Source organism: Mycolicibacterium duvalii (genome assembly GCF_010726645.1).
In the GTDB taxonomy this organism is placed as follows: domain Bacteria; phylum Actinomycetota; class Actinomycetes; order Mycobacteriales; family Mycobacteriaceae; genus Mycobacterium; species Mycobacterium duvalii.
The window spans coordinates 4,632,154-4,657,311 of record NZ_AP022563.1; the positions used below are offsets into that span (position 1 = coordinate 4,632,154).

A 25,158-nucleotide genomic window follows, 5' to 3' on the forward strand; every position below is an offset into this window, starting at 1 on the left:
GGTCAGGGTGCTCGCGCCGGAGATCGCGCGGGCAGCACGCGCAGGCCGGTCACCGCGGCGATGATCAGTGCCAGAAACAGCACCTTGGCCGTCGACACCGGCTCCTCGCCGGTCGCCATCGCGTAGCCGACCGTCAGGGCCGCCCCCAGCCCGGTCCAGACCGCGTACGCGGTGCCGATCGGGATCGACCGGGCGGCCCAGCCCAGGCCGGCCATGCTGAGCGCGAGAGCGAGCAGAAAGACGACCGTGGGCATCGGCCGGGTGAACTGTTCGCTCTGCCCCAGCGCGGTGGCCCAGATCGCTTCCAGTACCGCGCTGATTGTCAGCACGATCCACGGCATCGCTAGCTCACCACCTTGAGGCCGATCACCGAGGCCACCAACAGCATTAGCAGCGCGATGCGCGCGGCCGACGCGGCCTCCTGGCGGGTCAGCATCGCCCACAGCACCGTCATCGACGCGCCGATACCGACCCACACCGCGTAGGCCGTCCCGGTGGGAAGAGAGTCCATGGCCACGGCGAGGCCCACCAGGCTCGCCGGCATCGCGATGGCGAAGACCACGGTGGGACGCCGGCGCCGGAAGTTCCTCGACGCGCCGAGCGCGACCGCCCACACCGCTTCCAGCAGACCCGCTCCGACGAGGATCAACCAGGCCATGACAACACCACCTCCCGAAAAGGCAGTCTTGGCTTGGGCGGGTACTGCTCCCTCGTCCGCACGTCCCCGGGTCAGGGGCGCTGCCGCCAGGCTACCGATGACGCAGAGCGCTCAGACCGGAGCCGTCCGGTCGGCCCACGGCCTCGCCTCCTCCAGCTGGGCGGCCAGCTGGATCAGCAGCGACTCCCCGGCCAGCGGGGCGACGAACTGCACCCCGAGCGGCAGCCTGTCGGCGGTCCAGTGCAGCGGGACCGAAATCGCCGGCCGGCCCGTCAGATTCGCCAATTGCGTGTAGGGCACCCAGTTCAGGTTCTTGTCGACGATGTCGTCGACGATCGCGGTGAAGCGAAGCAGCGGGGCGGTGCGCGTCCTGATCAGCAACTCGGAGGCGCGCTGCAGCAGCACCGGCAGGTCGAACTCGCCGATCTTGGGTGGGGGAGTGGCCAGCGTCGGCGTCAGCAACAGATCGTGGGACTCGAAGAACTCGGTCAGCCGGCGCGTGTGGGCGTGGCGCCGCTCCACGGCGTCGACGTAGTCGACGCTGCTGGTGGCCCGGCCCAGCGAGGCCAGCAGCAGGGTGTCGCGTTCGAAGCCTTCGTCACCGGCCCCGGTCAGCCGTTTGGCCTCGGCGACCTCCCACGCGGCGTGAACGAACCAGGTGCACAGGAAATCCCGGGCCAGCGCCGCGTCGTCGAACGGCGCGGCGGCCAGCTCCTCGACCTCGTGGCCCAGCTCGGTCAGCGCGGCCACGGTCGCCTCCACGGCGGCCCGCGCCTCGGGATGCGGTTGGGGATTGATCGCCGACGGTACCCGCACGCCGATGCGCAACCGCCCCGGAGGCGCGCCGACGCAGTCGGCGAAGGACGACGTCGGCATCGCGGGCGCGTACGGTCCCCACGGCTCGCCGCCGCCGATCACGTCGAGCATCGCCGCGGTGTCGCGGACGGTGCGGGAGACCACACCCTGGACGGCGGCGCCGTGCATCGACTCTCCGACGGCCGGTCCCGACGGAGTCAGCCCGCGTCCCGGCTTGAGGCCGACCAGACCGCAACAGGCGGCGGGAATCCGGATCGAACCGCCGCCGTCGTTGGCGCCGGCGCACGGCACGATGCCGGCCGCCACCGCGGCGGCCGACCCGCCCGACGAGCCGCCCGGAGAGCGGGAGAGGTCCCACGGATTGCGGGCCGGACCCCACAGGTCGGGCTCGGTGATGCCCTTGGCGCCGAATTCGGGGGTGTTGGTCTTGCCGAAGATCACCAGTCCGGCGTCGAGCCAGCGCGACACCACGGTGGCGTGTTCGGCGGCCGGGGCCGACGCCAGCGCCCGCGACCCCGCCGAGGTGGGCAGACCGGCATAGTCCTGCGCGAGATCCTTGATCAGGAACGGCACCCCGGTGAACTGCCCGTCGCGCCGCGGCTGGGACGCCGTGGGGACATCGCGGACGATGGCGTTCAGGCGTGGGTTGACCGCGGCCGCCCGCTGCCGGGCGAGGTCCAGCAGTTCGTCGGCGGTCACCTGCTTGTCGGCGACCAGCTCGGCCAGACCGGTCGCGTCGTAGGTGCGGTATTCGTCGAAGTCCACGGTTCGACCGTACGGAACCGGCGACGCGTTACGTCGTGACGCGCGCGTCGTTGGTGCGCACCGGAGGCAGCACCGCGGGCAGGACGAGGCGGCGGCGCAGCCGCGGACTGGCCATCCGGAAGAGACGACCCAGGGCGGCGACATGGCCGCGGAGATCGTCGCGGCCGGTCAGGTAAGCCCAGCGGTGCGAGTCCGGCAGGGTGAAGAACTGCTCGAAGAAGTCGGGGATCTCCTCCGGCGGCATCCGCAGCAGCGCCTCCAGCCCGATCCGCCGGAAGCGGTGCACCACCTGTGCCGCTGGCGGCCACAGCACCGCCTGTGCCGCCGCCAGCGCCTGGTCCGGACCCTGCGGCAGCCGGTCGGCCAGTGCGCCGGCGACCCGCGGGGCCAGCGTGAGCGAAGCGGCCACACTGAACCCGGTGGCCGGGTGCATCAGCGGCGCGGCCGCGCCGAACCCGAGCACCCCGGGCCCGCGGTGGCGGGGATGGTCGACGCGGAACGAGACCTTCTCGCTGCGTGCGTCTTTCGGCGCCGCGATGCCGTGCCGTGCCAAGCGGGCGTGCAACCGCCGCCGCAACGTCGACAGCGGCAGCCCGGGCCGCCGCGCCAGGGAGGTTTCCTCGACCAGCACCTGATCCCCGCCCAACGGGACGGCGTAGAGGAAGGTCGGCCACCCGGTTTCGCCGTGATCGGCGCGCCAGTCCATGAACAGCGCGTCTCCCGGGCGCGTCCACGGCGCGGCCGCGGCGCTGTCGAGGATCAGCCCGTAGGCGGTCTGCTCGGCCGGTCTGCCCCGGGACGCGGTGCGATCCAACGGGCGCCACCGTCCGCCGGCGTCCACGACGACCCGGGCGCGCAGAGTCGTCCCGTCGGCCAGGGCGACCACGCCGGGCTGCGGTGACCCGACGGCGCGACCGGTGTACCGGCGCACCCCGGCGAGCCGGTCGGTCAGGTGCGCCTGCAGCGCGGGTACGTCGAGCACGGCGTACTCCCAGCCGAGGTGGTGTTCGGTCCGCGCGATCACCCGGCCGGCGGCACGGGCAGCGATCACCGAGGCCGGCAGGTCGGCGGGCAGTTCGCGGCTCCACGTGCCGTAGGTCGCCGTCCACGGCCGTTCCGGGGCCGGATCGAGCAGCCCGGTGACCAGACCCCGCCGCGCGCACGCCCCTGCCAACGCCAGCCCCGCGGGCCCGGCCCCGACCACCACCACGTCCATGCCTCTCATCGTGCCCGCCGCTTGACCTAGTCGGGGTAGAGGCCCAGCGCATGGGCGGCCGCGGTGGCCACGTCGCCGCTGAGCTTCACGATCGGCGGACCTCCCGGTTGATGGATCACGTTCGCCAGGACGATCACGTAGGTCTCCGACCCGGGATCGACCCACAGCGTGACACCGGTGAAGCCGGCATGGCCGAAGCTGCCGACCGGAAAGCGCGTGCCGCGCGGTCGGGAATGTGCGGTGTCGATGTCCCAGCCGAGGCCGCGCAGGTTCGTCTCGCCCGGCTGTTGCGGCGTCGTCATCAACTGCGCGGTGGAGCGGGTCAGCGGAAAGGTGCTCGGCCGGCCGGCAAGGCGGTCGAGCAGCGCCTGGGCGAAGCGTCCGAGGTCACCGGCCGTGGAGAACACCCCGGCGCTTCCGGTCACCCCGCCCATCCGGCGCGCGGTCGGATCGTGCACGGTCCCGCGCAGCAGGAACCCGAAGTCGGGGTTGAGGCCCGGGGTGTCGCCGTCTCGTGCCGTCGGAGCGACACGCGGGAGCAGCCCGGTGCTCCACGTCCCGGCCGGGCAGCCGGCGAGCCAGGGGAGGTGGTCTCCGAGGGTCACCGCCGTCCCCCGGACCCGATGGGGTCCACAGACTTTCGTCACCGGCAGGTAGTGGGTGTCGGTCATGCCGAGTGGCGCGAAGACGTGGTCGGTGACGTAGACGTCCAACGGCTCGCCGGTGAGCTTCTCGACGATCGCGCCCACGAGGATGAAGTTGATGTCGGAGTAATGGAAATCGCCCGGCTCGAACACCACCCACGCGGCCATGGCCCGTTGGAGGCCTTCGGCTTTGGCCGGCCGGTCCAGCCCCCACGGGCCGTCCAGGCTCAGATCACCGGCCAGGCCCGAGGTGTGGGTGAGCAGCATCCGGACCGTCACCCGAGCGCGCCGCGGGTCGGCCGCCGGGTTGAAACCGGGGAGATACGTCTGCACCGGATCGTCGAGCCGGACCAGGCCCTGCTCGTAGAGCTGCAGAAAGGCGGTCGCGGTCGCGACGCCCTTGGTGAGCGACGCCAGATCGAAGAGCGTGTCCTCGGTCATCGGTTCTGCGGGCCCGGGCGAACCGTCCAGCCCGGGCTGACCGGGCAGTTTGCGCGCGCCGAACGCTTCCCGGAACACGACCGCGCCGGAGTGCCCGATCTGGACGACCGCGCCGGGTAGCCGGTGAGCGGCGATGGCCTCGCGCAGCAGCTGGAAAACCGCCGTGAAATCCGCCCCGGGGATCGCCTGTACGGGCGGCGGGGCGGCCGTCGTCGCGGGCGCTGTGGTGGGGGGCGTCGTCGTGAGTGCTGCCGTCGGTGTGGGCGACGGCACCGGTGCCGGGGGCCGCCCACACGAGGTGCCGACGGCGATCAGGAGGATGCCTGCGGCGCACCACCGCACGATGGGCGGACGTCGTCTCGCGGGGGACGAGCCGGTGGGTCCGGCGACCGCATCGCGCATGGCTCCCATCGTGCCCTTGCGGCGGAGCGCGGCAGGGGAGAACCGGCGCGGGTGACGCGAAGCTCAGTGGCGGACCGGGGTGCGCGGTCGGGCGCAGCTGACCGGGGCGGGGGCCACCGCCGCCACCGTGCTCTGGCGGCGCGCGTCCTCACGGCTGATCCGGCGGTTGAGCACCCGCTCGTCGCGTTTGGTCAGAGACCGGCTGCGCTCGATGAGCAGGTCTAGCTGCTGCCAGCTCAGCCCGTCGAGGTCGCCGTCCTCGTCATGCGTGGCGAGGACCACGCAGCCGTGCAGCAGCGGGACGTTCTTGGCGGTGAAACCGGTGGTCGCGAGCAGGAGTTCGGTGGCGCGGCGGTTCACGCGGCGCTGGCACCGGTGGGTAGTGGGGCTGAACCAGAAGTCGAACTGGTGATCGCTGCTGGTCAGCGACTGCAACGCCTGGTCGGAGACCAGCGCGTCGATGTCGGCCTTACTGTAGGCCCGGGTCTCATAAACGGCGCCGTTGGTGCTGAAGTAAAGGATTGTGTTCATCGTGGTGATCCATTCGACTCTTTTCTCGGTGTGAAGCCGGTCGGACGTTTCCCGGCCCTGTGACAAAAGTTACCCATGTGGCAAATGGGACAAACCTTCGTAACGAATGCACTACGACGGGTTTGGTGCTCGCCGGGCTCGAGAGCCTCGGCGGTCGGTTCCGGCATAGGGGGACAATCCCGCCCTGATTGCACACTCGGCGGACGGCCGGGCGGACTATGCCGCGCCGGCGTGCTGCACCCGGTTCCCGCCTTCGCGCTTGGCCCGATACATGGCGGCGTCCGCGGCGCGCACCAGACGGTGGAACATCGCCTCGGCCTGGTCGGCGCCGACATCATGCAACGCCGTCGTCGCGGTCCCGACGCTGGCGGTCACGGTGTAGGACACCGATTCCACAGCGCTGCACAGGCATTGGGCCCAGTCGGTGGGCACCGGAGATTCCACGATGTCGGCGACCAGGAACTCCTCACCGCCCATCCGGCAGAGCAGGGCGGTGCCGGGACAGGCCTTCGTCAGCGCCCGGGCGACCTGCACCAAGGCCTCGTCCCCGCTGGCGTGGCCGTAGATGTCGTTGATCGACTTGAACCGGTCGAGATCCAGCAGCGCCAGGGCGAGGTACGCATCGCCGCGACGGGCGACCAGCCGGCCGACGACCAAGTCGGTGAACGGCCGCCGGTTCAGCAGCCCGGTGAGCGGATCGCGGTCGGTGCGCAACAGGTCGGCGCCCAGCGTCCGGACCACCACCTGAATCGCGAACGGCACCCCGATGTTGAGCTCGAGCACCAGGAAGTATCCGGTGACCGCGATCATCGGCGCGCCGGCCTCGGCGACCCGGTAGGCCTGCCAGGCCCCGACGCTCACGGCCAGCAGGAAGTTCAACAGCATGTACCGGGCGGTGTGGAAGAACGCGATGTACCCGCCGGAGACCGCGAGGGCGGTGCAGAACATCAGCCCGATCAGTGGTTCGGACTGTGACAGGCAGCCGCCGGCGATCGTGAGACTGCCCACCGCGGCGAACAGGATCGACTCCCAGCGATTGGGCCAGCGCGTGGACCACAACACCGCCAGCGTCAGCCCGGCGACCGCGGCGCACACGGCCAGCGCCATGGTGATCCGGTCGTCGACCGCCCCCGGGCCCCACACCGCGTTCAAGGGCACCAGCGCCAGCGACGCGGCGACCAGCACCATCATCCGGCGCGTCGGGCGGGCCAAACCGCGAGCCTGCAGGTAGCCACTGAGCCAGTCGAAGTGGTCGGGCTGGTGCCACCACCGGGCTAACCAATGCATTCGCCGCTTCCCCCAAGAGACGTTGCGCGCGCGGGCGTGAGGCTCGTACGCGTGTTTGCTCACGGTACAGGCGGTGCCGTCGGAGCCGGCAGAAAACGGTCGACCGGGGTGCCGTCGGTTCCCCGCGTCGCGGCGGCTCGGCACGGCCAGGTTTGCCCGAAGCGAGCGTGGTCAATATTTCCACCCATGGCGGGGTTTGAAGACGCACTCGGATGGGTCAAGGAGCAGGTCGCCGCGCGCGTGCCCAAGGCCGACCTGGACCAGCGCGACGCCGACTACATCCGTGAGCAATTGCCCGGCCTGTGGCTGCTGGCCTCGCTGTACTTCCGCGCTGACGTGCGCGGCCTCGATCGCATTCCGTCCGAGGGGCCGGTGCTGATGGTCGGCAACCACAGCGGCGGCAACGTCCCGCCCGACACGTTCGTGTTCACGCTGGCGTTCTGCTCCTACTTCGGTGTCGAGCGCCCGTTCTACCAACTCGCCCACAACCTCGTCGTGTCCGCGCCGCCGCTGGCGTCGCTGCGCAAGTTCGGCACCGTCGCCGCCAACCCCGACAACGCCCGACTCGCGCTGGAGTCCGGCGCCGCGCTGTTGGTCTACCCCGGCGGCGACTACGAGGTGTTCCGCCCGTTCTGGGAGCGCAACAAGGTCGACTTCGGTGGGCGCATGGGCTACGTGCGGTTGGCGCGAGAGGCCGGCGTGCCGATCGTTCCGATTGCCGCCGTCGGCGGACAGGAGAGCGTCTTCTTCCTCAGTCGAGGACAGTGGCTGGCCCGACTCCTCGGCGTGGACAGACTCTTCCGGCTCAAGAGCGTGCCGATCGCGCTGGCTCCGCCGTGGGGGCTGGTGGTCAGTGATCTCTACGGCCACATCCCGCTGCCGTCGAAGATCGTCGTCGAGGCTCAGGACCCGATCGCGGCCGACGAGATCGAAGCCGCCGACGACGAGGTCGTCCACGAGAAGGTCGAGGGTGTCCTGCAGGCCGCCGTCGATCGACTCTCCGCCGAACGTCGTTTCCCGGTGCTCGGATGAGGCTGTCGCGCAGCGTGGTCGTCGATGCCGACCGGAACGCCGTCTGGAAGCACGTCAGCGATCCCGGGTGCTACCCGGAGTTCATGGCCAGCCTGGAACGCTGGGAGATCGTCACCGAGGACGTCGTCGGGGTCGGCTCGCGCTACACGGTGCACTGGAAGGTGGGGTCGGTACCGATCGGCGGCGTCGTCGAGGTGGTCGAGTTCGACGACGGGCGCGACCTGGCCTGGGTCGGCCTGACCGGGGTGACCCTGCGCGGTCGATTCCGGTTGCGCGACGCCGACGGCGGCAAGACCAAGGTCACCTTCCGGCTGGCCTACGAGGCCCCGGGCGGTCTGCTGGGCCTGATCGCCGACCGGGTAGCCGCCCGGCAGGTGTCGCACCTGATGAAACAGACACTGGAGCGGCTGAAGCGCTTGGTCGAGGGCGGTTAGCCGACGTGCGGACCTGAGTGTCCATCCGGTAATGCCATCGGTATAGCGTCTGCATCATGCAGAACGTGATCGTGATCACCGGAGGCGCGGGCGGGATGGGTACCGCGACAGCCAAAGTCGTCGGCACCGACCACAAGGTGGTGCTCGCCGACGTCCGCACAGACCGGCTCGACGCCGCCGCCGCCGAACTCGCCGGCCTCGGCGTCGACGTCACAGCGGTGCACTGCGACGTCACCGACCGGGCGGCCGTCGCCGACCTGTTCGACCGCGCCGCCGGTCTGGGCACGCTGAGCGCGGTGATCCACACCGCGGGAGTGAGTCCGAGCATGGGTGACGCGGAGTACGTGATGCGCACCAACGCGCTGGGCACGCTCTATGTCGACGAGGTCTTCCACGACACGGCCGGTGCAGGCAGCGCCGTGGTCAACGTCGCGTCGATGGCCGCGTATCTGGTGCCCGAAGAGCTGTTGCCTATCGCGCAGTACGCGCTCGCCCTGACCGACGAGTCCACCTTCCTGACCGAGATGCTGACCGCGTGCGAGGTGGTGCCCGAGGACATGCGCTCCGGCGTCGCCTACGCGGTGAGCAAGGCGTTCGTGCGGTGGTACAGCAGCGCCCAGGCCGAACGCTTCAACACCCGGGGGCAGCGGATCGTGTCGGTGTCGCCCGGTTCGATCGACACCGAGATGGGCCGGCTCGAGGAGCAGGCCGGTGCCGCTGCGATGGTCACCGACGCGGCGGTCCCGCGGTGGGGGACCCCGCAGGAGATGGCCGAGCTGCTGGCTTTCTGCGCGAGCTCCCGCGCCGGCTATCTCACCGGGACCGACATCCTCAACGACGGTGGCGTGGTCGCCTCGATGCGGGAACGCGCCCGCGTCGCCGCGCAAGCAGGTTAGGCCCGGAACAGACATTGACAGCGTTGCATTACGTTACGTAGCGTAACGCGATGTGAGCGGGACCCGCGGTGCCTGACCCGGAGCCGGCGCGCGGCCGGCGTCGTGATCCCGGGACCGACGCGGCCATCCTGACCGCGGCCCGGCGCCTGCTGGTGACCGACGGCTACGACAAGCTGTCGATGGAGTCCCTGGCGCGGGCCGCGAACACCAGCCGGCCCACCGTCTACCGGCGCTGGCCCTCGAAGGTGCACGTCGTGTTCGACGCCGCGTTCGGCGACGCCGCCGCCGGCGCAGAGGTCGTCGGCAGCGGCGACTTCGCGCAGGACGTGCGGGGTTTCACCGAGCGGGTGATCCGGTTCTGGACCGACCCGGTGGTCGAGGCGGCGGTGATGGGCATCCTCACCGAGCGGCACCGCGACCCGGACCTGTCGATCCGGGCGCAACAGCTGCTCGACGACAGCACCCGTGCGCAGTTCCGCGCGTTGGTCGATGCCGGCATCGCGGCGGGCACCGCCCGGCCCGACGTCGACGGTGACGCGCTGTACGACGTGCTGATCGGCAGCACTTTCTACGGCGTGCAGGTGCTCGGTCACCGCGCCGACGACGATTTCGTCGACAGGATCTGTTCGGTGGTGCTGCAGGGCGCAGCCCCCAGAGTCGAGGAGGACGTGTGAACGACACCGAGCGAACCGAGCTCTCCCGCGCGTTCGGCGAGCTGCTCGACGAACTGCGCGCCTTCGAGACCAAGATGCTCACCACCGAACCGGCGCTGAGCGAGCCCGATCTGCTCGACGGCTACCGCCTGACGTTCAGCCTGCTGCGCGTCGCCGTCGACGCCTACGTTTGGGGGGACCGGGACAAACCCATCCTGACCGACCTGATCGGCCCGTATCTGAAGTGGGGAGGCGACAACTCCGACGCGTATTACCAACTCGCGCCGCTGGATCCGACCCGCACCTACCGCGTCCGCGGCAACCGCGGTGACGCCGTGTATCTGTCGATGACCGTCTATGGCGGCCCCGGCGAGGGGCAGTACAGCAACCGAATCGTCGGCACGATGAACGATCACGGCCTCGAGTTCGATGCCGACGGGAACTTCGAGTTCATGCTCAGCCCCGATCCCCAGAACGGCACGTGGCTTCAACTCGACGCCGACGCGGAGTTCGCCCTCACCCGCGACTACCTGACCGAGCCGGTCACCGGCCGCCGGCCGGAGTGGAAGATCGAGGCCGTCGACCCGCCCGCCCGCCGCCGGGACAGTGCCGCGGACCTGACCCGTCGGCTGCGCTTCGCGAAAACCTGGCTGCGGGAACAGGTGTCGTTCCTGCCCACCCGGATCGGCCCGCCCAACTCGATCCACGAGCCCTTTCCGGTTCCCGAACACGCCTACGGCTGGTCGGCCGCCGACGCCGCCTACGCGATGGGCGCCTATGAGCTGGCGCCGGATCAGGCGCTGATCGTCGAAGGCACCTCACCGGAATGCGTCTTCTGGAACCTGTGCCTGTGGAATCCGTTCCTGCACACCTACGACTACACCTACGAGCGGGTCACGATCAACGGGGCGCAGATCACTTACCAGCCCGACGGTTCCTGGCAGATCGTCGTCAGCGACCGAGACCCCGGGCACCCGAACTGGGTCTCGACCGCCGGCCGGTCGCAGGGCCTGATCTGGCTGCGCTGGTTCCTCCCCGAACGGACACCGGACCGGCCCCGTTGCCGGGTGGTCGCGGCGAGCGAGTTGTCGCGGTGACCCGTCCGGCGGCGATCCGATTCACGGATCTGGCTGACCCGGTGTATCCGCCTGCGGCGCAACCCATACGCGAGGCGCTGGCAGCCTACGGACAGACCCTCGAGCTCAGCCCCGCGGCCCTGCTGACCGCTGCCGGTGAGCGCACCGGCCTCAGCGACTGGGGTGACGACGGCTTCCGCGAACGTCTCGACGTGCTGTGCGCCGCGTTGCGCGACGAGGCCGGGCTCTCCGACGCCGGAACCGCGGTGGTGTTCGAGCAGCTGGTGGGCAATCTGGTCAACCGGCTGCGTTTGGAAGCGTTGATCAGCGCGCGACCGGAGATCCTCGACGTGCCCGTCGATCGCCCGATCATCATCTGCGGCCTGCCGCGGACCGGAACCACGCATCTGCACAATCTGATCGCCGCCGATCCCGGCCTGCGTTACCTGCCGTACTGGGAGAGTCTGGAACCGTTCCCGGCGCCCGACGAGACCGATGACCAGCCGCGGCGTGACCGCTGCGCAGCGGGCCTCGACCTGATCGACACCACGATGCCGCACTTCAAGCGCATGCACGAGATGACCGTCGACCACGCGCACGAGGAGATTCAGCTGCTGGCCAACGACATCTCCGGCATGCTGTTCGAAACCACCTACCGCGTACCGAGTTTCGCGGCGCACTACAAAACCCACGACCAGCGGCCGTCCTATGCCTACCTCAAACGCAGCCTGCAGGCGTTGCAGTGGTTGCGCGGCGGGACCCGGTGGATCCTGAAGTCACCGCAACATCTCGAACAGTTCCCGGTACTGGCCGAGACCTTCCCCGATGCGACATTCGTTGTCACCCATCGTGATCCGGCTGAGGTGACGCGGTCCATGGTCACCATGATCGCCTACGCGGCGCGGATGGCGTCGCTGCGGCCGGACCCGGCCGCGGTGGGCCGATACTGGCTCGATCGGGTCGCAGACCTTTTCAACGGCTGCGTCCGGGACCGCGAGGTGCTGCCGGCCGGACAGTCGGTCGACGTCCGCTTCGACGATTTCATGGCCGACGAGCAGGCCACGCTGGCGCACATCTACGAGGTCGCCGGCCAACCCTTCGGAGCGCACACGCGCGACGCGATGGCGCGGTTCCGCCGCGACCATCCGCGCGGCCGGCACGGCGGTGTCGAGTACCGCATGAGCGACATCGGCCTGGACCCCGACGAGGTGGCCGAGCGGTTGTCGGCCTACCGCGCCCGCTTCCTGTCGGCACCGAACTCGAGGAGCGTGTAGGCGCCCCGAACCTGCTTGGTAGGTCTGAACTGCCAGAACGCGGGGAAGACCTTTTCGAAGAACATCCCGCGGCCGCGGGGCATCGGCAGGTCGTGCACGGCGGTGACCCCGGGCACCGTATCCGCCAGGTCGGCCAGTTGCGCCGGGCTGAGGCTGAACGGCATGGGCGGCACCCGGTAGCGCAGCGACGAGCGCATGCCCTTGGGCGCGACCTTCTTGACCAGCACCGGGGGCAGATCGAAAACCATCTGCCCGCCCGGGAAGCGGCCGGCACAGGCGCGGATCAGGCCCATCGCCTCGTAGGGCTGGAGATACATCAGCAGTCCCTCGGCGGTGATGAACACGCCGTCACTGGTGTCGACGTGGTCCATCCAGCTGTAGTCCAGCGCCGACTGGGCCAGGGCGGTGATCCGGTCCGACGGCGGCAACAGCTGTTCGCGCAACCTGACGACAGGCGCGAAGTCGACGGTCAGCCAACGGAATCGCGGCTCGGCGATGGTGGCGCTGAGCCGCCAGAAACTGGTCTGCAGGCCTTCGGCGAGCGCGACGACGGTGGCTTTCGGATACCGGGACAGGTAGGCGCGCGCCGCCCGGTCGAAGGCCAGCGACCGCAGCGCCATCTCCTGACCCTTGCGGCCGAACTTGTCGAAGTCGAAGTCGATTGAGTCGACCAGCCGGATCGCCATCGGGTCGTCGATGATGGCGCGTGGATGCCGCGCCTGGAACGCGCGACCGTTGAGCGTCAGCAGCGCGGTCTCCGAGACACCGGTCAGCGAGCCGGCGTCGACTTTGTTCGGCGGATGGTCCACTCCACCGAAAGTACCCGGCGAAGGGCTAGGCCGCGTCAGGGGACAGCGCGGCGGCGATGTGGTCGGCGACATCGGCGGCGACGGTGTGGGTGTGCTCGTCGGTGGCGGGAAAATAGCGGTCCACGGCGGCGTCGTACCGGGCCCCGGCGATCGCGCCGTGGTCGGTGGGCAACTCGAGCACGCGGACCGGCCACCCGGCCTGCTGCAGATCGTCGCCGAACGCGCGGCTGGCCGCGGCCGGGACCACGTCGTCGTCGACACCGTGCAGCAGCGTGAACCCGGCACCGACGGGTGCGGTGGCCAGCAGCGCCGACAACGGCTCACCGGAGATCGGGTCCGGTGCCATGAACGCCCCGGCCAGACACACGGTGTGGCTGACCGAGACGCTGTAGTTCGCCGCCCGCAGCGTCAGACCCGCGGCGGCGGCCGCCCCGAGCGACCAGCCGACCACCGCCAGACCTGAGGCCCCGCCCGACCGGCCCTGCGCGAACTCAGCCGAGGCCAGCAGATCGGCGCGGCCGTGGTCCTCGGCGTGGGAGTCCCAGTCCGCGGCGACCACCGCGAACCCACGCTCGGCGAGCAGCTCGCACAGCGGGCCGACCGTGCCGCGGGCGTCGGTCTGGGTCCCGTGCCACACCAGCAGGGTGGGGTCGCCCGGTTCGCCGAACACATCGGCGAACCGGCGGGGGGCGTATTCCACAGTGTCCATGGCTCCAGGGTGCCGAACCGGACCGGCGGGCGCCACGGGGCAGAATCGGGGGATGGCCTGCCACCACGACCTCGCCGGCGACTCCTACGACACCGCATTCACCGTCGACGCGTCGCGCGTGACGTTCGGCCGCGGGTGCCTGCGGGAGGTGGGGGATCGCGCCGCGGCGCTGGGCGTCACCCGGGTGGCGCTGTTCTCCGATCCCGTCGTCGCACAGCTCGAAGTGTTCGCCACCGCGCTGGGCGCACTGCGCGCAGCCGGTCTGGACGTGGTGCCCTACACCGACGTCCACGTCGAGCCGACCGATCAATCCTTCCGGCAGGCCATCGATTTCGCGACGGGGACCAAGGCCGACGGGTACGTGTCGGTCGGCGGCGGCTCGGTGATCGACACCGCCAAGGCGGCCAACCTCTACGCCACCCACCCGGCCGGGTTCCTCGACTACGTCAACGCGCCGATCGGTGCGGGGGTCGCCGTGCCGGGACCGCTGCGCCCGCACATCGCCTGCCCCACCACCTCGGGCACCGGCAGCGAGGTCACCGGTATCGCGATCTTCGACCTGCTGGAGATGCACGCCAAGACCGGCATCGCCGCACCCGCGTTGCGCCCCACCGAGGCGCTGGTCGACCCCGACAGCACCGACACCCTGCCCGGGCCGGTGGTGGCGTGCAGCGGACTCGACGTGCTGTCCCACGCACTGGAGTCCTACACCGCGCGGCCCTACCGCCGACGCGCAGCGCCCCCGCGTCCCACCCAGCGCCCCATGAGTCAGGGCGCCAACCCGTGGAGCGATCTCGGCAGCCGGGAAGCGTTGCGGTTGCTCGGGAAGTACCTGACCCGGGCGGTCGCCGACGCCTCGGACCGCGAGGCCCGCGAGCGGGTGATGTGGGCCGCGACATTGGCCGGCATCGCGTTCGGCAACGCCGGGGTGCACCTTCCGCACGCGATGTCCTACGCGGTGGCCGGGCAGGTCCGCCGATACCATCCGGACGGCTATCCCGGCACCGAACCCCTTGTGCCGCATGGTATGGCGGTGATCCTCAACGCGCCCGCCGCGTTTTCCGTCACCGCCGCCAGCGACCCGGTGCGCCACCTCGAGGCCGCGCGCATCCTCGGTGCCGACGTGCTCGACGCCGTCGCCGCCGACGATGCCGGCGACATCCTCTCCGACCACCTGGTCGACATCATGCGTGCGGTGACGATGCCCAACGGACTGTCCGGGGTCGGCTACAGCAGCGCCGACGCCGCCACGCTGGCTGACGGGGCCCTGCCACAACAGAGGTTGCTGTCCAACGCTCCGCTGCAGGTCGACCACACGCTGCTGACCGACACGTTCCGCCACGCCATGCGGTACTGGTGATGACCGCGCAGCCCTCCGCAGCGGACTACCGCTACTTCGTGCCCGTCACCACCCGCTGGATGGACAACGACGTCTACGGCCACGTCAACAACGTCACCTACTACAGCTACTTCGACTCCGTCGCCAACCATTTCCTGATCACCGTCGGGGGACTGGACATTCATGCCGGACCCGTCATCGGGCTGGTCGTGGAATCGGCCTGCACCTACCTCGCCCCGGTCGCCTACCCCGATGAGCTGCGTGCCGGCCTGCGGGTCGACAAACTCGGCAACCGCTCGGTCACCTACGGGGTGGCCATCTTCCGCGCGGACAGTACCGAGGAGCGCGCCGTCGCCCATGGACATTTCGTGCATGTCTTCGTCGACCGCGACACGCGGCGGGCCGTCCCGATTCCGGAGTCGCTGCGCGACGCGCTGGCGCGCATCGCCGCGCCGGGCTAGCGGTCGAACCGGTGTCCGGGCGGGCGGGGGGCGTTGAGCTGGAACCGGACCCCGACCATCCGGATGACGAAACACGCCGCCGCGGCCGCCAGCGCCACCGGCAGGCTGTAGACGTCGAGGTAGATGGCGGCCACCGTGGCGACGGCGGCGACCAGTGCGGGGATCGCGTAGAGCTCACTGCGCAGCACGGTGGGGACCTGCCCGATCATGGTGTCGCGAATGGTGCCGCCGCCCACCGCGGTGACCACGCCGAGCAGCACCGCCGGACCGAAACCCAGCCCGTAGTCGACGGCCTTCGCGGCGCCGATCACGGCGAACACGCTCAACCCGATCGCGTCGAGCACGGTGATCGGCATCTCCAGCCGGTCGAGCCGCCGGCTCAGCAGGAACGCGATCAGACCACCCGCGAGCGCCAGGCTGAAGTACCGCCAGTCGACGAACGTCGCCGGCGGTATCGCGCCGATCAGCACGTCGCGGATCACCCCGCCGCCCAGCGCGGTCATCATCCCCAACGTCACCACGCCGACGACATCGAGGTGAGTGGCGCGGACCGCGGTCAGCGCGCCATTGAGACCGAACGCGAATGTGCCGGTCAGGTCCAACGCCAGCAGCAGTGGCGGCGGGTCGGCCACTCCCGGCCTGCCTCAGTTCGCCTTCGGCAGCGGAATGCCCTCGCTGGCAGCGAAGTTCGCGTCCGCAGTGGTGGACAGCCCCATCGACACCACCGACCGATCGAACACCGCATCGGTCAGGTACGCCAGCGACACCGCCCACCTGTTGACGAGCCGCGGAATCGCCAGTAGGTGATAGGCGCGGGTGACGAACTTCGCCGGACGGCCGGACAGTTGCACGTTGAGCGGATTGGCCACCGCGTAGCGCGGACCGAGATCGACCACCAAACCCATGTCCCGATGCTTGTACTGCTTGCGGGTCCCGTAGCCCAAGCTGGCTGCGACGTTGCGCGCCAGCACCTTTCCCTGCCGAGTGGCATGCTGGGCGGTGGGCGGGGTGATTTTGCCCGGCTTGGTGAGGTCGGGGACCGCTGCGGCGTCACCGGCGGCGAACACGTCGGGGTGACCGGGCACCTGCAGGTCGGCGTTGACCTTGAGCCGTCCGCGCTCGGTGTCCAGGCCCAGGGATTCGATCAGCGGGGCGCCGGTGACACCGGTGACCCACGCGACGGTGTGGGTGTCGACGCGCGTGTCGTCGCTGAGGATGACGTGGTCGTCCTCGACGGCGTTGAGGGTCATGCCGAGTCGGACGTCGATTCCACGCTGCCGCAACACCTCCAGCGCGGCGGCACCGAGCTTCTCACCGACCTCGGGCATCACTTGCTCGGCCATGTCCAGCAGCAGGAATCGGACCTCGGCGGGGTCGAAACCCAATTGCCGGGCCGCGGAATCGGCCAGCGCACGCAACTGCACTGCCAGCTCGGTGCCCGAATAGGACGCGCCGACGATCACGATGGTGCGGCGGGCCCGGATCCGGTCCGGGTCGTCGTCGACATGGGCGAGTTCGAGCTGCTCGAGTACGTGGTCGCGCAGATAGAGCGCCTCGGCGGTGGACTTGAGCCCACGTGCGTGGGTGGCCAGCCCGGGGATGTCGAAGAGCCGGGTCACCGAACCCGGAGCCAAAACCAGCCGGTCCCAGCGCAGCTCGCGGGCGCGGTCCTCGGGGTCGGTGTAGGTCAGGGTCTTGCCGTCGAAGTCGACGTCGGTGGCCCGGCCCCGCACCAACCGGACCCCGCGCAACGCGTTGGCCAGCGGGATGGTGACGAAGCGGCCGTCGACCACGCCGCCGGCGACGTCGGGTAACAGCGGCGTGTAGAGCATGTAGTCGACCGGCGACACCAGCGTCACCTCAGCCTGCGCGTCCTGTTTGCGCAGAATCCGGACCAGCCGGCGGGCGCACTCGAAGCCGGTGAACCCGCTGCCGACGATCACGACAGACGTCATCGATCGCATCCTCCTGATTCGGTCGTCACGCGCCCACGGCGCTCGACAGGGCGGAAAGAGTCTCTGCTGCGGTGAATTTCGGCTGCCAGCCGAGCAGGTCGCGGGCCTTGGCGGTGTCCATCACCACCGAGGTGCGGCCTGCATGCAGCCATTCGAGGCTGGACGGGACGAACGGCAACCGCGTCATCAGCTCTGACGTCGCCACCGCGGCGGCCCGCGGCACCTTCAACGGACGTGCCCCCAGCGCGTCACCGACCTCGGACATCGACAGCACTCCGTCGCCGGCGATGTTGTAGGCACCCGGCGGTGCGGTGCGGGTGGTGACCGCCAGTGCGATGGCGGCGGCGACGTCGTCGTGGTGCACCAGCTGCAGCGGTGTGCCCGGGTCGGGGAACGGTGGCTTGAGCAGCGGCAGCGCCTGCGAGATTCGTCGCACCGGACCCGGCAACTGGTTCCACGGCATGGCGTCGGCCAGCGCGGTCGCCTTCGGTCCGGCGACGATGCATGGCCGCAGGATGAAGACCTCGAGCGGCGAGCCCGCGGTGACCTCGGCCAGGGTGGCCTCGCAGGCCGCCTTCTGCTCGGAGTAGTAGTGCTCGGGTGAGCCGCGCGGCGCCACCTCCTCGGTGATCGGCACCGGATTGTCGGAGTGGTAGCCGTAGGCGGCCACCGACGAGGTGTAGACGAGCCGGCGCGGCCGGGCGGCGGCCACCGTGGCTTCGAACACGTTGCGGGTGCCGGCGAGGTTGACCCGCGCACTCTCCTCCCGCGAGCCCATGATGATGAACGCCAGATGGACCACCACGTCGGCGTCGGCGACCAGGGCGTCGACGGCGTCGCGGTCGAGAATGTCGCCCTGGCGGTAGGTGGTCTTGGTCCAGCCGTGCTCGGCGGGGTCGAACGGGCGCCGGGCCATGCCCACGATCTCGGACACCTCGGGGTGGCCTTCGAGTGCGCTGATGGTGGACAGTCCGATTTCCCCGGTGGGGCCGGTGACGGCGACGCGCACAGACATAACCGTGCTGTTCCCCGTCTGCCGCGACCGAAAACGGCGGCGCTGCTCAGCCGAGCTCGGTCTCGTCCGGGGTCGTGACCGGGACCGGGACCGGAGTCGTGGTCAGGTAGTCGAGCAGCCCGGTGACGTCGAGGATGCGCTCGAGGTGCGCCGGGCGGTGGTCCAATTGCAATCCGATGCCGGCCAGGCAGAGCCGGCGGTGGATCTGCAGCAGCGCCGACAGTCCCGCCGAGTCGCAGAAGGTCAGGTCGGCGAAGTCCAGGTGCAGGCGATCGAGGTCGGCGGTGTCCCTGCACAGTTCGGTGACGGTGTCGGTCAGCGCCGCGGTCGAGCCGTAGGCCAGGTCGCCGGCGACCTGGACGCGGGCGGCGGGGGCCGAGTGGGTAACGGTGACGGTGAGATTCATGCGGGAAGCTTGGGGTCGGCGGACAAGGGAACGGGCAGGCTGGCGCGGGCATGGCCGAGCAGCCGTTGGGCGCGGGGGAACTCGGCGAGCTGGGTCGCCAGCGAGTCCAGCGAGGGCAGCAACGACGCGGCCGGTACGCCGCGGGCGTCGAGGATGTCGGCGGTCCAACCGATGAACTGGGTGAACAACTCGTCGTCGTCGGTGTAGAGCGCGGTGGCCAGGAAGTCGACGATGTGCGCGACGTCTTCGGTGGTGTGCTGGCGTTGCTGGGCGGTGTAGTCACGCATCGCCGGGATGCTCTGCTCGAGGTCGCTCACCGTGGTCTGCACCAGCCGGCCCGCCGAGGTGCGGACCATCGTGTACTCCTGGTCGGCGAGGTGCGGCAGATCGTCGACGGCCTGGTGGGTGGGCGCGACCCGCACCGGCCCGAAGCCCTGCGCCAGCCGGGCCACTGCCGAGCGCGCGTCGGGAGCCCAGGCGTCGGCACCCAGGCGTTCGGCGAGCCGGCCGTCGGCACCGAACGCGGCACCGCCGACCAGAACCGGCGCCCCGGCGACGTGGCACGCGGTGATCGCGGCGTGTGCGGTGGGCAGCCGGGTCGCAATCGAGCACGACAGCGCGACCACGTCGGGTCCGTGCTGGTTGATATGTGAGATCAGATGAGGGGTGGGCACCTGCGCCCCGAGGAAGTCGACCTGCCAGCCGTGCAGTCGCAGGACCTCGGCGAGCAGCCGGGCCGGCATCGCGTGCCATTCGCCGTCGACGCACGCGACGGTCACGCGGCCGGCCGAGGCGGGCCGTCGGACGCTGGGGTGATGGGCCAGCGCGGCGATCACCCGGTCGTTGATCGCGGTGGCGGCATGTTCCTGGGCCACGGTGATGCGGTTGGCCGCCCATTCCATGCCGACGCGCCGCTGGACCCGGGCGAGCACCTCGAGCAGTACCTCCTCGGCGGGCGTCCCGTTGTCGAGGGCGGTGTACACCAACCCGACGGCGGTGTATTCGTCGCCGTCGACGGCGGCGGCCCACAGCGCCTCGCGGAGGTCCTCGTGGGGGTCCGGGCTGTCACCGACGACGGTCATGCGATGTATCTACCCGCTGTGTGCCCGTCTACCGCGCTGAGATGGGTGCGACGCGGAGCGGTGATGGCCACCACGGCGATGTCGTCGTGGCTGCGCTCACTGACCCACTGCGAGGTCAGCATCATCACGTGCTCGACCACAGCCTCGGCGGGCAGGCCGGCGCAGCGGGTCAGCGCGGTGGCGAGTCGCTCCTCGCCGAACATGTCGGTGCCCAGCGGTCCGCCGTGCGCCTCGGTCACGCCATCGGTGTAGAGCAGGCAGGTCTCGCCCGGCGCCAGCGATGTCTCGAACGAGCGGGCGTTGACCTGGGGCAGCACCCCGACCAGGGTGCCGCGGGTGTCGGCCTCCTCCACGGTGCCGTCGTTGCGCACGATCAGCGGGGCCAGATGACCGGCGCTGGTCAGCCGCAGGGTGACCAACCCCTCCCGGCACGACACCGAGGCCAGCACCAGCGTCACGAAGCGGGTGTCCACCGGGGACAGCAGGGCACTGTTGAGCAGCCCCAGCACCGACGCGTGATCACCCGCCAGCGGGGCCAGGGCCTGCAGCGTGTTGCGGATCTTTCCCGACATCACCGCGGCCTCGAGGCCCTTGCCGCAGACATCGCCGAGCACGATCAGCGTCTCGCCGTCGTCACCGACGGCGGGGTGGACGTCGTAGAAGTCACCGCCGACGGCTTCGTGGTCCTCCGATGCGCGGTAGCCGCCGGCCAGTTCGACGCCCTCGAGCCGGTGCAGTTGCGGGGGCAGCAGGTCGCGCATCAGGGTCCGGGTGATCGCGGACTGTTCGGCGTAGAGCCGGGCCGCCGAGAGCGCCGCCCCGGCACGTGCTGCGAACAACCGGGCGAACAATTCCTCCCCGGCGGTGAACACGGTCTCCGACTCGCGTCGGAGCAGGACCAGCGCCCCTGCAGACACCCCGTGCCCGGGCAGCGGGGTGATGACCACCGAACCGATGGACCCGGCGAAGCCGCGGGGCACCAGCCAGTCCGGCACCGAGGCCGCATCGATCCACCGGGACGGTACCGGCGGGAACCCGCGCAGCGCCTCACCGAGCCCGGCCACCTGCGCCGGGTCGGCGCTGACCTGCCGGTGCTCGACGGTGCCCTGGTCGTCGCAGCACACCACCGGCAGCCGGCCGCCGGTGGCCGGCGTGACCACCACGGCGGCGTCGGCGATGTGGCGTGCGGCCATGCGCACCGTGGCCTCCATGCAGCGGTCCACGTTCAACGACGCCATCAGCACGGCCGACGCCTCGTCGAGGAACGCTGCGCGCTCCTGCTCGCGGGCCAGCGCGGTCCGCATCTCGCGAACCGCGGGCGCGGTGTCCTCGATCAGCCACCAGGCGACGTCGCCGTCGGCCAGGGCGCTGGGCTGCGCTGCATACTCCAGGCCGTCTATAAGCCCCGACACCGGGCGCGCATCGGGCCGGTGCGCCTCGACCAGCCAGGCGGGCGCACAGTCGGCAAGCGCACGCCCAGCGGCCACGTCGGGCAACACCAACACCGCCGGGCCGCTGACGGCCCGGATCACTCCGGCGGAATCGACCACCACGACGGGATGGGGCACGTCAGCCCACAGATCTTCAAGCCCGGTGCCCGAGGGTGCGTTGTCCCTCATGCCACCTCCTCACGCGGATGACGCTGCGCCGCTCACGAGTGCGGCAGCGCGCAGAAACCCACCCGCTCCATCACTCGAGCATCGCAGCCCGATCCGCTCAGCGGAAATCGCCCTACGGCTACCCTATTGGCCGCCCGTCATTTCGTCTCCGGGAAATGTGCGCGGCCAGCGCAAACGTCACAATTGCGCGACCGCGAACCGTCATACTTCCGGGCGCCCGCGGCGTACGGGTGGATCGCCTGCTGCCGACCCCGCAGACGAAGTCGCGCGGTCGCAGTGGACGGCGATTCGGACCAGGCCGGCGAATAGGCCCCCGTGGAACGGGTACGCCACGGTCATGTCTCCCGAGGATCGCATCGACGCCGAGCAAACCGCCGACGGTCAGACCGACGTACCACCGGCCAACCCGGCCTACTCCACCCCGCCCCCGGAAGGCATTCCCGACGCCGACGACTGAACGAATCACCGGCAGGCAGAAATTCCTTGCTCTCCGACAGGCAAAGTCGCAGAGGACGCTCCACGTGAGCTGCTCCAGCTGTCAGCGAAAGTGATTCGGGCAGTGGCGCTTTGCCGTCCGAAGCCGGCCCGTCCGTCGGCGTAACGCGACCCGCGCCGGCGTCGATACACTGCCAGAAGACCTGTGGCACACGGGCCCGCCCGTCGCGCTGGGCCGACGCAGGTCTCGGTCGGCACCGCGCCGTCGCACGCAATCCTGTCCAGGTAAAGGGTTTTCGTTTTCATGCCGATGCCGCGTCGAACCGCGCTCAAACTCCCGATCCTCGCGGGCGCCGGGGTGGCCCTGGCGGCGCCGTCGTCGGCCGCGGCGCAGCGGTGGCCGGCGGATCGCGCGCACCGCTGGTATCAGGCCCAGGGGTGGCTCGTTGGCGCCAACTTCGTCACCTCCAACGCGGTCAACCAGCTCGAGATGTTCCAGCCCGGGACTTTCGATCCCCGACGGATCGACACCGAGCTGCACATGGCCAGGTGGCTCGGGTTCAACACGGTGCGCGTGTTTCTGCACGACCAGCTGTGGTTGCAGGACCCCGACGGATTCCTTCGCCGGCTGGGCCAGTTCCTCGACATCACCGCGCGCCATCACGTCAAACCGCTGTTCGTGCTCTTCGACTCGTGCTGGGATCCGCACCCGCGGCTGGGCCGGCAACGCGCGCCCCGCCCGGGCGTGCACAACTCGGGCTGGGTGCAGAGTCCCGGCGCCGAACACCTGGCAGACCGGCGATACCGCACCCTGATGCGCGATTACGTGGTCGGTGTGGTGCGGCGGTTCCGCACCGACGACCGGGTGCTCGGCTGGGACCTGTGGAACGAGCCCGACAACCCCGCCGACGCGTATTCCGGCATCGAGCGTCCCGACAAGGCGGAACTCGTTGCCGAGGTGTTGCCGCAGGTCTTCGGCTGGGCCCGGTCGGCCGACCCGAGTCAACCGTTGACCAGCGGGGTCTGGGACGGTGTCTGGGCGGATCCGGCCCGGCGCGGCGAGATCAACGCGATCCAGTTGGACAACTCCGACGTCATCACGTTCCACAGCTATGCCGGTCCCGGCGAGTTCGAAGCCCGCATCGCCGAGTTGGCGCCACTGGGCCGCCCCATGATGTGCACCGAGTACATGGCGCGGTCCCTGGACAGCACGGTCCAGGCGATCCTGCCGATCACGAAGCGTCAGCGCGTCGGCGCGTACACCTGGGGGTTGGTCGCGGGCAAGACGCAGACCTACCTGCCGTGGGACTCGTGGCAGCGGCCGGTGACCGGGCCGCCGGGCCTGTGGTTCCACGACCTGCTGCAGCCCGGCGGAAAGCCGTATCGGCCCGACGAGGTACGCACGATCCAGAAACTGACCGGACGACGACGGCTGGGTTAGTCCGCCGGCAGCGGCCCGGTGAGCCGGTGGGGCCGGCACCACAGTGCCACCGCCGCCGTCAGCGCGGCCGCGAGCGCGAACCCGGCCGAGACCCCCAGCAGGTCGGCGGAACCGCCCAGCACGGCCGCGGCGATCGGGCGCGAGCCGAGGAACCCGACCAGCCACAGCGCCATGATGCGGCCCCGCAGTTCAGCCGGGGCGCGCTCCTGCACCAGCGTGCTCAGTCCTGTCATGGCGCACCCGAAACCGAAACCGGCGACCCCGAGTCCCACCATGGCCACCGCGACGGTCGAGTTGAACGCCAGCACCGCGCACCCGACACCGAGGCTGACCAGGCCGATCGACGAGACCGTGGCCGACACGATGCGTCCGCGCAGCAGAGCCAGCGCGCCCATCCCGACTGCGGCCCCCACGCCGAACACCGCCGACAACGTCCCGACCAGCGTGGCGCCGCCACCGAGCCGGTCGGCCAGCGATGGAGCCAGGGTGATCGACGAGTCCGAGGCCACGCCGATCGTGGTCACCGCGATCAGCGCGAGCAGCAGCGGCCGATCGCGGAACACGTAGCGCACCGCCACGCGGACCCGGTAATCGGCGCCCGCGCGCCGCTGCGGCGGCGCCGGGAACCGCACGGTGATCAGCACCAACGCGAAGACCAGGTGCAGCGCCGCGCTGACCGCGAAGGCCGAGGCCGGACCGAGGTGCGCCGCCAGGTAGGCGCCGGTGGCCGGACCGACCACCCGCCCGACCGTCATCGGCATGCTGTTGAGCGCCATCGCGGTGGGTAGCTCCCCGCCGCGGATCAGATTCGGCACGATCGACTGCATCGCCGGGCCGCCCACGACGAATCCGAAACCCACCAGCGTCGTGCCCAGCAGCACCGGCGCCGCGGCCGACATTCCGGCGCTCTCGGGGGAGGCGAAGAACCAGACGGCGATCGACCCCGACCCGGCCACACACAGCACCCGGCCGAGCAGGATCTGCCGGGCGGGGTTTCCGGTGTCGGCCCACTTGCCGCTGGTGGGGCTCAGGATCAGCTGCGGTGCGAATTGGACGACGCCCACCAGGCCGACCATCAGCGCCGAGCGGGTCGCGTCGTACATCACGATCGCGGCGACGATGCCGTGTGTCCACACCGCGGCGACCGAGAACATCTTGCCCCAGAACAGGGCGCCGAAGACCGGGTCGAACATCAGGCCCAGCGCGCCGCGGCTGCGCAACTCGGCGGCGGGCGGCGTGGTCTGCGCGGTCATCGGCTCCCCGCCGATTCGAAACGGTCGGCCAGCCGGTCGAGCAACGACACCAACGTCTCGACGTCGGCGCGCGGCCAGTCGGCCACCGCCTCGGCGACCAGTTCCCGGCGCCGGTCGGTCACCGCCGACAGGGCCGCGCGCCCGTCCTCGGTCAGCAGCAGCTCACATCGCCGTTGATCGTCGGCGGACATCGTCTTGGTCAGCAGGCCGGCGGCGACGACCGCAGCCACCGTGCGGCTGGCGGTCGACTGTTCGACGGCCAGGTAGTCGGCGACATCCCGCACACTCGCGCCACCCCCGGTGAGCTCGCACTGTTCCACCGCCCGCAGCACCCGCAGCGTGGAGACGCTGCCCACCGGGCCGGCCGGGTCGAGCAGCCGTCGGCGCCAGTTCGGCCGCAGGCGCGCGATGTGGATCCGGGTCAGCAGGTCGTCGAGCGCATCGAAGGGGGAATAGGAGGACGGCGGCACCAAATATGCATAGCACACATAAATGTCAGGGCAAACTCA

Annotated in this window: 26 protein-coding genes and 1 riboswitch; of the genes, 9 read left to right on the top strand and 17 right to left on the bottom strand. The window is 70.5% G+C overall.

Features of this window, described 5'->3' with window-relative positions; translation table 11 throughout:
- Positions 1 to 2 precede the first annotated feature (2 nt).
- The 7 genes from G6N31_RS21890 to G6N31_RS21920 all read right to left on the bottom strand — a co-directional run bounded on the left by G6N31_RS21890 (position 3) and on the right by G6N31_RS21920 (position 6,760).
- Positions 3 to 341 (bottom strand): DMT family transporter, encoded by a 339-nt coding sequence (locus tag G6N31_RS21890; RefSeq protein WP_098003644.1) that lies wholly within the window; start codon positions 339 to 341, stop codon positions 3 to 5.
- A 2-nt stretch (positions 342 to 343) separates the two neighbouring features.
- Positions 344 to 658: a DMT family transporter gene (locus G6N31_RS21895; protein WP_098003643.1), complete on the bottom strand. Its 315-nt coding sequence runs from the start codon at positions 656 to 658 to the stop codon at positions 344 to 346.
- Positions 659 to 675: 17 nt separating this feature from the next.
- Positions 676 to 742: riboswitch (guanidine-III (ykkC-III) riboswitch) on the bottom strand.
- Positions 743 to 769: 27 nt separating this feature from the next.
- The gene (locus tag G6N31_RS21900) at positions 770 to 2,239 is read right to left on the bottom strand and encodes an amidase (protein ID WP_098003642.1); all 1,470 of its coding nucleotides are present in this window, start codon (positions 2,237 to 2,239) and stop codon (positions 770 to 772) included.
- A gap of 28 nt (positions 2,240 to 2,267) precedes the next feature.
- A complete protein-coding gene (locus G6N31_RS21905) occupies positions 2,268 to 3,464 on the bottom strand; it encodes a lycopene cyclase family protein (protein WP_098003641.1) in 1,197 nt (398 codons plus the stop codon).
- Between the two features lie 17 nt (positions 3,465 to 3,481).
- The gene (locus G6N31_RS21910; RefSeq protein ID WP_098003745.1) at positions 3,482 to 4,942 is read right to left on the bottom strand and encodes a serine hydrolase domain-containing protein; all 1,461 of its coding nucleotides are present in this window, start codon (positions 4,940 to 4,942) and stop codon (positions 3,482 to 3,484) included.
- A 63-nt stretch (positions 4,943 to 5,005) separates the two neighbouring features.
- On the bottom strand, positions 5,006 to 5,473 hold the full coding sequence (locus G6N31_RS21915) for a hypothetical protein (RefSeq protein ID WP_098003640.1): 468 nt from the start codon (positions 5,471 to 5,473) through the stop codon (positions 5,006 to 5,008).
- A gap of 216 nt (positions 5,474 to 5,689) precedes the next feature.
- Positions 5,690 to 6,760, bottom strand: coding sequence for a GGDEF domain-containing protein (locus G6N31_RS21920; RefSeq protein ID WP_098003639.1), 1,071 nt, complete (start codon positions 6,758 to 6,760; stop codon positions 5,690 to 5,692).
- 186 nt (positions 6,761 to 6,946) lie between these two features.
- Here G6N31_RS21920 and G6N31_RS21925 point away from each other — a divergent pair, with 186 nt between their 5' ends.
- From G6N31_RS21925 to G6N31_RS21950, 6 genes are all read left to right on the top strand, one after another.
- On the top strand, positions 6,947 to 7,792 hold the full coding sequence (locus G6N31_RS21925) for a lysophospholipid acyltransferase family protein (protein WP_098003638.1): 846 nt from the start codon (positions 6,947 to 6,949) through the stop codon (positions 7,790 to 7,792).
- Positions 7,789 to 8,226 carry an SRPBCC family protein gene (locus tag G6N31_RS21930; protein WP_098003637.1) on the top strand — a complete coding sequence of 146 codons (438 nt, stop codon included), beginning with the start codon at positions 7,789 to 7,791 and terminating at the stop codon, positions 8,224 to 8,226. The genes G6N31_RS21925 and G6N31_RS21930 overlap by 4 nt, the downstream gene beginning before the upstream one ends.
- Before the next feature lie 56 nt (positions 8,227 to 8,282).
- A complete protein-coding gene (locus G6N31_RS21935; RefSeq protein ID WP_098003636.1) occupies positions 8,283 to 9,122 on the top strand; it encodes an SDR family oxidoreductase in 840 nt (279 codons plus the stop codon).
- 68 nt (positions 9,123 to 9,190) lie between these two features.
- Positions 9,191 to 9,796: a TetR/AcrR family transcriptional regulator gene (locus tag G6N31_RS21940; RefSeq protein ID WP_179964221.1), complete on the top strand. Its 606-nt coding sequence runs from the start codon at positions 9,191 to 9,193 to the stop codon at positions 9,794 to 9,796.
- On the top strand, positions 9,793 to 10,872 hold the full coding sequence (locus G6N31_RS21945; protein WP_244962246.1) for a DUF1214 domain-containing protein: 1,080 nt from the start codon (positions 9,793 to 9,795) through the stop codon (positions 10,870 to 10,872). The genes G6N31_RS21940 and G6N31_RS21945 overlap by 4 nt, the downstream gene beginning before the upstream one ends.
- Entirely contained in the window at positions 10,869 to 12,125 is a 1,257-nt protein-coding gene (locus G6N31_RS21950; RefSeq protein WP_098004226.1) for a sulfotransferase family protein, read from the top strand. The genes G6N31_RS21945 and G6N31_RS21950 overlap by 4 nt, the downstream gene beginning before the upstream one ends.
- Here G6N31_RS21950 and G6N31_RS21955 read toward each other — a convergent pair.
- Both G6N31_RS21955 and G6N31_RS21960 read right to left on the bottom strand, forming a co-directional pair.
- Positions 12,080 to 12,934: a class I SAM-dependent methyltransferase gene (locus tag G6N31_RS21955; protein ID WP_234815372.1), complete on the bottom strand. Its 855-nt coding sequence runs from the start codon at positions 12,932 to 12,934 to the stop codon at positions 12,080 to 12,082. The two genes, G6N31_RS21950 and G6N31_RS21955, sit on opposite strands and share 46 nt — an antisense overlap.
- Before the next feature lie 25 nt (positions 12,935 to 12,959).
- Entirely contained in the window at positions 12,960 to 13,643 is a 684-nt protein-coding gene (locus G6N31_RS21960) for an alpha/beta hydrolase family protein (protein WP_098004228.1), read from the bottom strand.
- 52 nt (positions 13,644 to 13,695) lie between these two features.
- Between G6N31_RS21960 and G6N31_RS21965 the strand changes: the two genes are divergently transcribed.
- Complete coding sequence (locus G6N31_RS21965) at positions 13,696 to 15,003, top strand: hydroxyacid-oxoacid transhydrogenase (RefSeq protein ID WP_098004229.1); 1,308 nt, start codon at positions 13,696 to 13,698, stop codon at positions 15,001 to 15,003.
- Positions 15,003 to 15,443 carry an acyl-CoA thioesterase gene (locus tag G6N31_RS21970; RefSeq protein ID WP_098004230.1) on the top strand — a complete coding sequence of 147 codons (441 nt, stop codon included), beginning with the start codon at positions 15,003 to 15,005 and terminating at the stop codon, positions 15,441 to 15,443. The genes G6N31_RS21965 and G6N31_RS21970 overlap by 1 nt, the downstream gene beginning before the upstream one ends.
- Here the strand turns inward: G6N31_RS21970 and G6N31_RS21975 are convergent.
- Genes G6N31_RS21975 through G6N31_RS22000 form a run of 6 tightly spaced genes read right to left on the bottom strand, consistent with a single transcriptional unit; the run spans position 15,440 to position 21,520 of the window.
- On the bottom strand, positions 15,440 to 16,075 hold the full coding sequence (locus G6N31_RS21975) for a trimeric intracellular cation channel family protein (RefSeq protein WP_098004231.1): 636 nt from the start codon (positions 16,073 to 16,075) through the stop codon (positions 15,440 to 15,442). The two genes, G6N31_RS21970 and G6N31_RS21975, sit on opposite strands and share 4 nt — an antisense overlap.
- 12 nt (positions 16,076 to 16,087) lie before the next feature.
- On the bottom strand, positions 16,088 to 17,398 hold the full coding sequence (locus tag G6N31_RS21980) for an NAD(P)/FAD-dependent oxidoreductase (protein WP_098004232.1): 1,311 nt from the start codon (positions 17,396 to 17,398) through the stop codon (positions 16,088 to 16,090).
- A 25-nt stretch (positions 17,399 to 17,423) separates the two neighbouring features.
- On the bottom strand, positions 17,424 to 18,413 hold the full coding sequence (locus tag G6N31_RS21985; RefSeq protein WP_098004233.1) for an NAD-dependent epimerase/dehydratase family protein: 990 nt from the start codon (positions 18,411 to 18,413) through the stop codon (positions 17,424 to 17,426).
- Positions 18,414 to 18,459: 46 nt separating this feature from the next.
- Complete coding sequence (locus G6N31_RS21990) at positions 18,460 to 18,819, bottom strand: STAS domain-containing protein (RefSeq protein WP_098004234.1); 360 nt, start codon at positions 18,817 to 18,819, stop codon at positions 18,460 to 18,462.
- Complete coding sequence (locus tag G6N31_RS21995; protein ID WP_098004235.1) at positions 18,816 to 19,901, bottom strand: cobalamin B12-binding domain-containing protein; 1,086 nt, start codon at positions 19,899 to 19,901, stop codon at positions 18,816 to 18,818. The genes G6N31_RS21990 and G6N31_RS21995 overlap by 4 nt, the downstream gene beginning before the upstream one ends.
- On the bottom strand, positions 19,898 to 21,520 hold the full coding sequence (locus G6N31_RS22000; protein ID WP_098004236.1) for a PP2C family protein-serine/threonine phosphatase: 1,623 nt from the start codon (positions 21,518 to 21,520) through the stop codon (positions 19,898 to 19,900). The genes G6N31_RS21995 and G6N31_RS22000 overlap by 4 nt, the downstream gene beginning before the upstream one ends.
- A gap of 745 nt (positions 21,521 to 22,265) precedes the next feature.
- On the opposite strand from G6N31_RS22000, the gene G6N31_RS22005 reads away from it, so the two are divergent.
- Complete coding sequence (locus G6N31_RS22005; protein WP_098004302.1) at positions 22,266 to 23,396, top strand: glycoside hydrolase 5 family protein; 1,131 nt, start codon at positions 22,266 to 22,268, stop codon at positions 23,394 to 23,396.
- On the opposite strand, the gene G6N31_RS22010 is transcribed toward G6N31_RS22005, so the two are convergent.
- Positions 23,393 to 24,649 (bottom strand): MFS transporter, encoded by a 1,257-nt coding sequence (locus G6N31_RS22010; RefSeq protein ID WP_098004237.1) that lies wholly within the window; start codon positions 24,647 to 24,649, stop codon positions 23,393 to 23,395. The genes G6N31_RS22005 and G6N31_RS22010 overlap by 4 nt on opposite strands.
- Complete coding sequence (locus tag G6N31_RS22015) at positions 24,646 to 25,137, bottom strand: MarR family winged helix-turn-helix transcriptional regulator (protein ID WP_109790841.1); 492 nt, start codon at positions 25,135 to 25,137, stop codon at positions 24,646 to 24,648. The genes G6N31_RS22010 and G6N31_RS22015 overlap by 4 nt, the downstream gene beginning before the upstream one ends.
- Positions 25,138 to 25,158 lie beyond the last annotated feature (21 nt).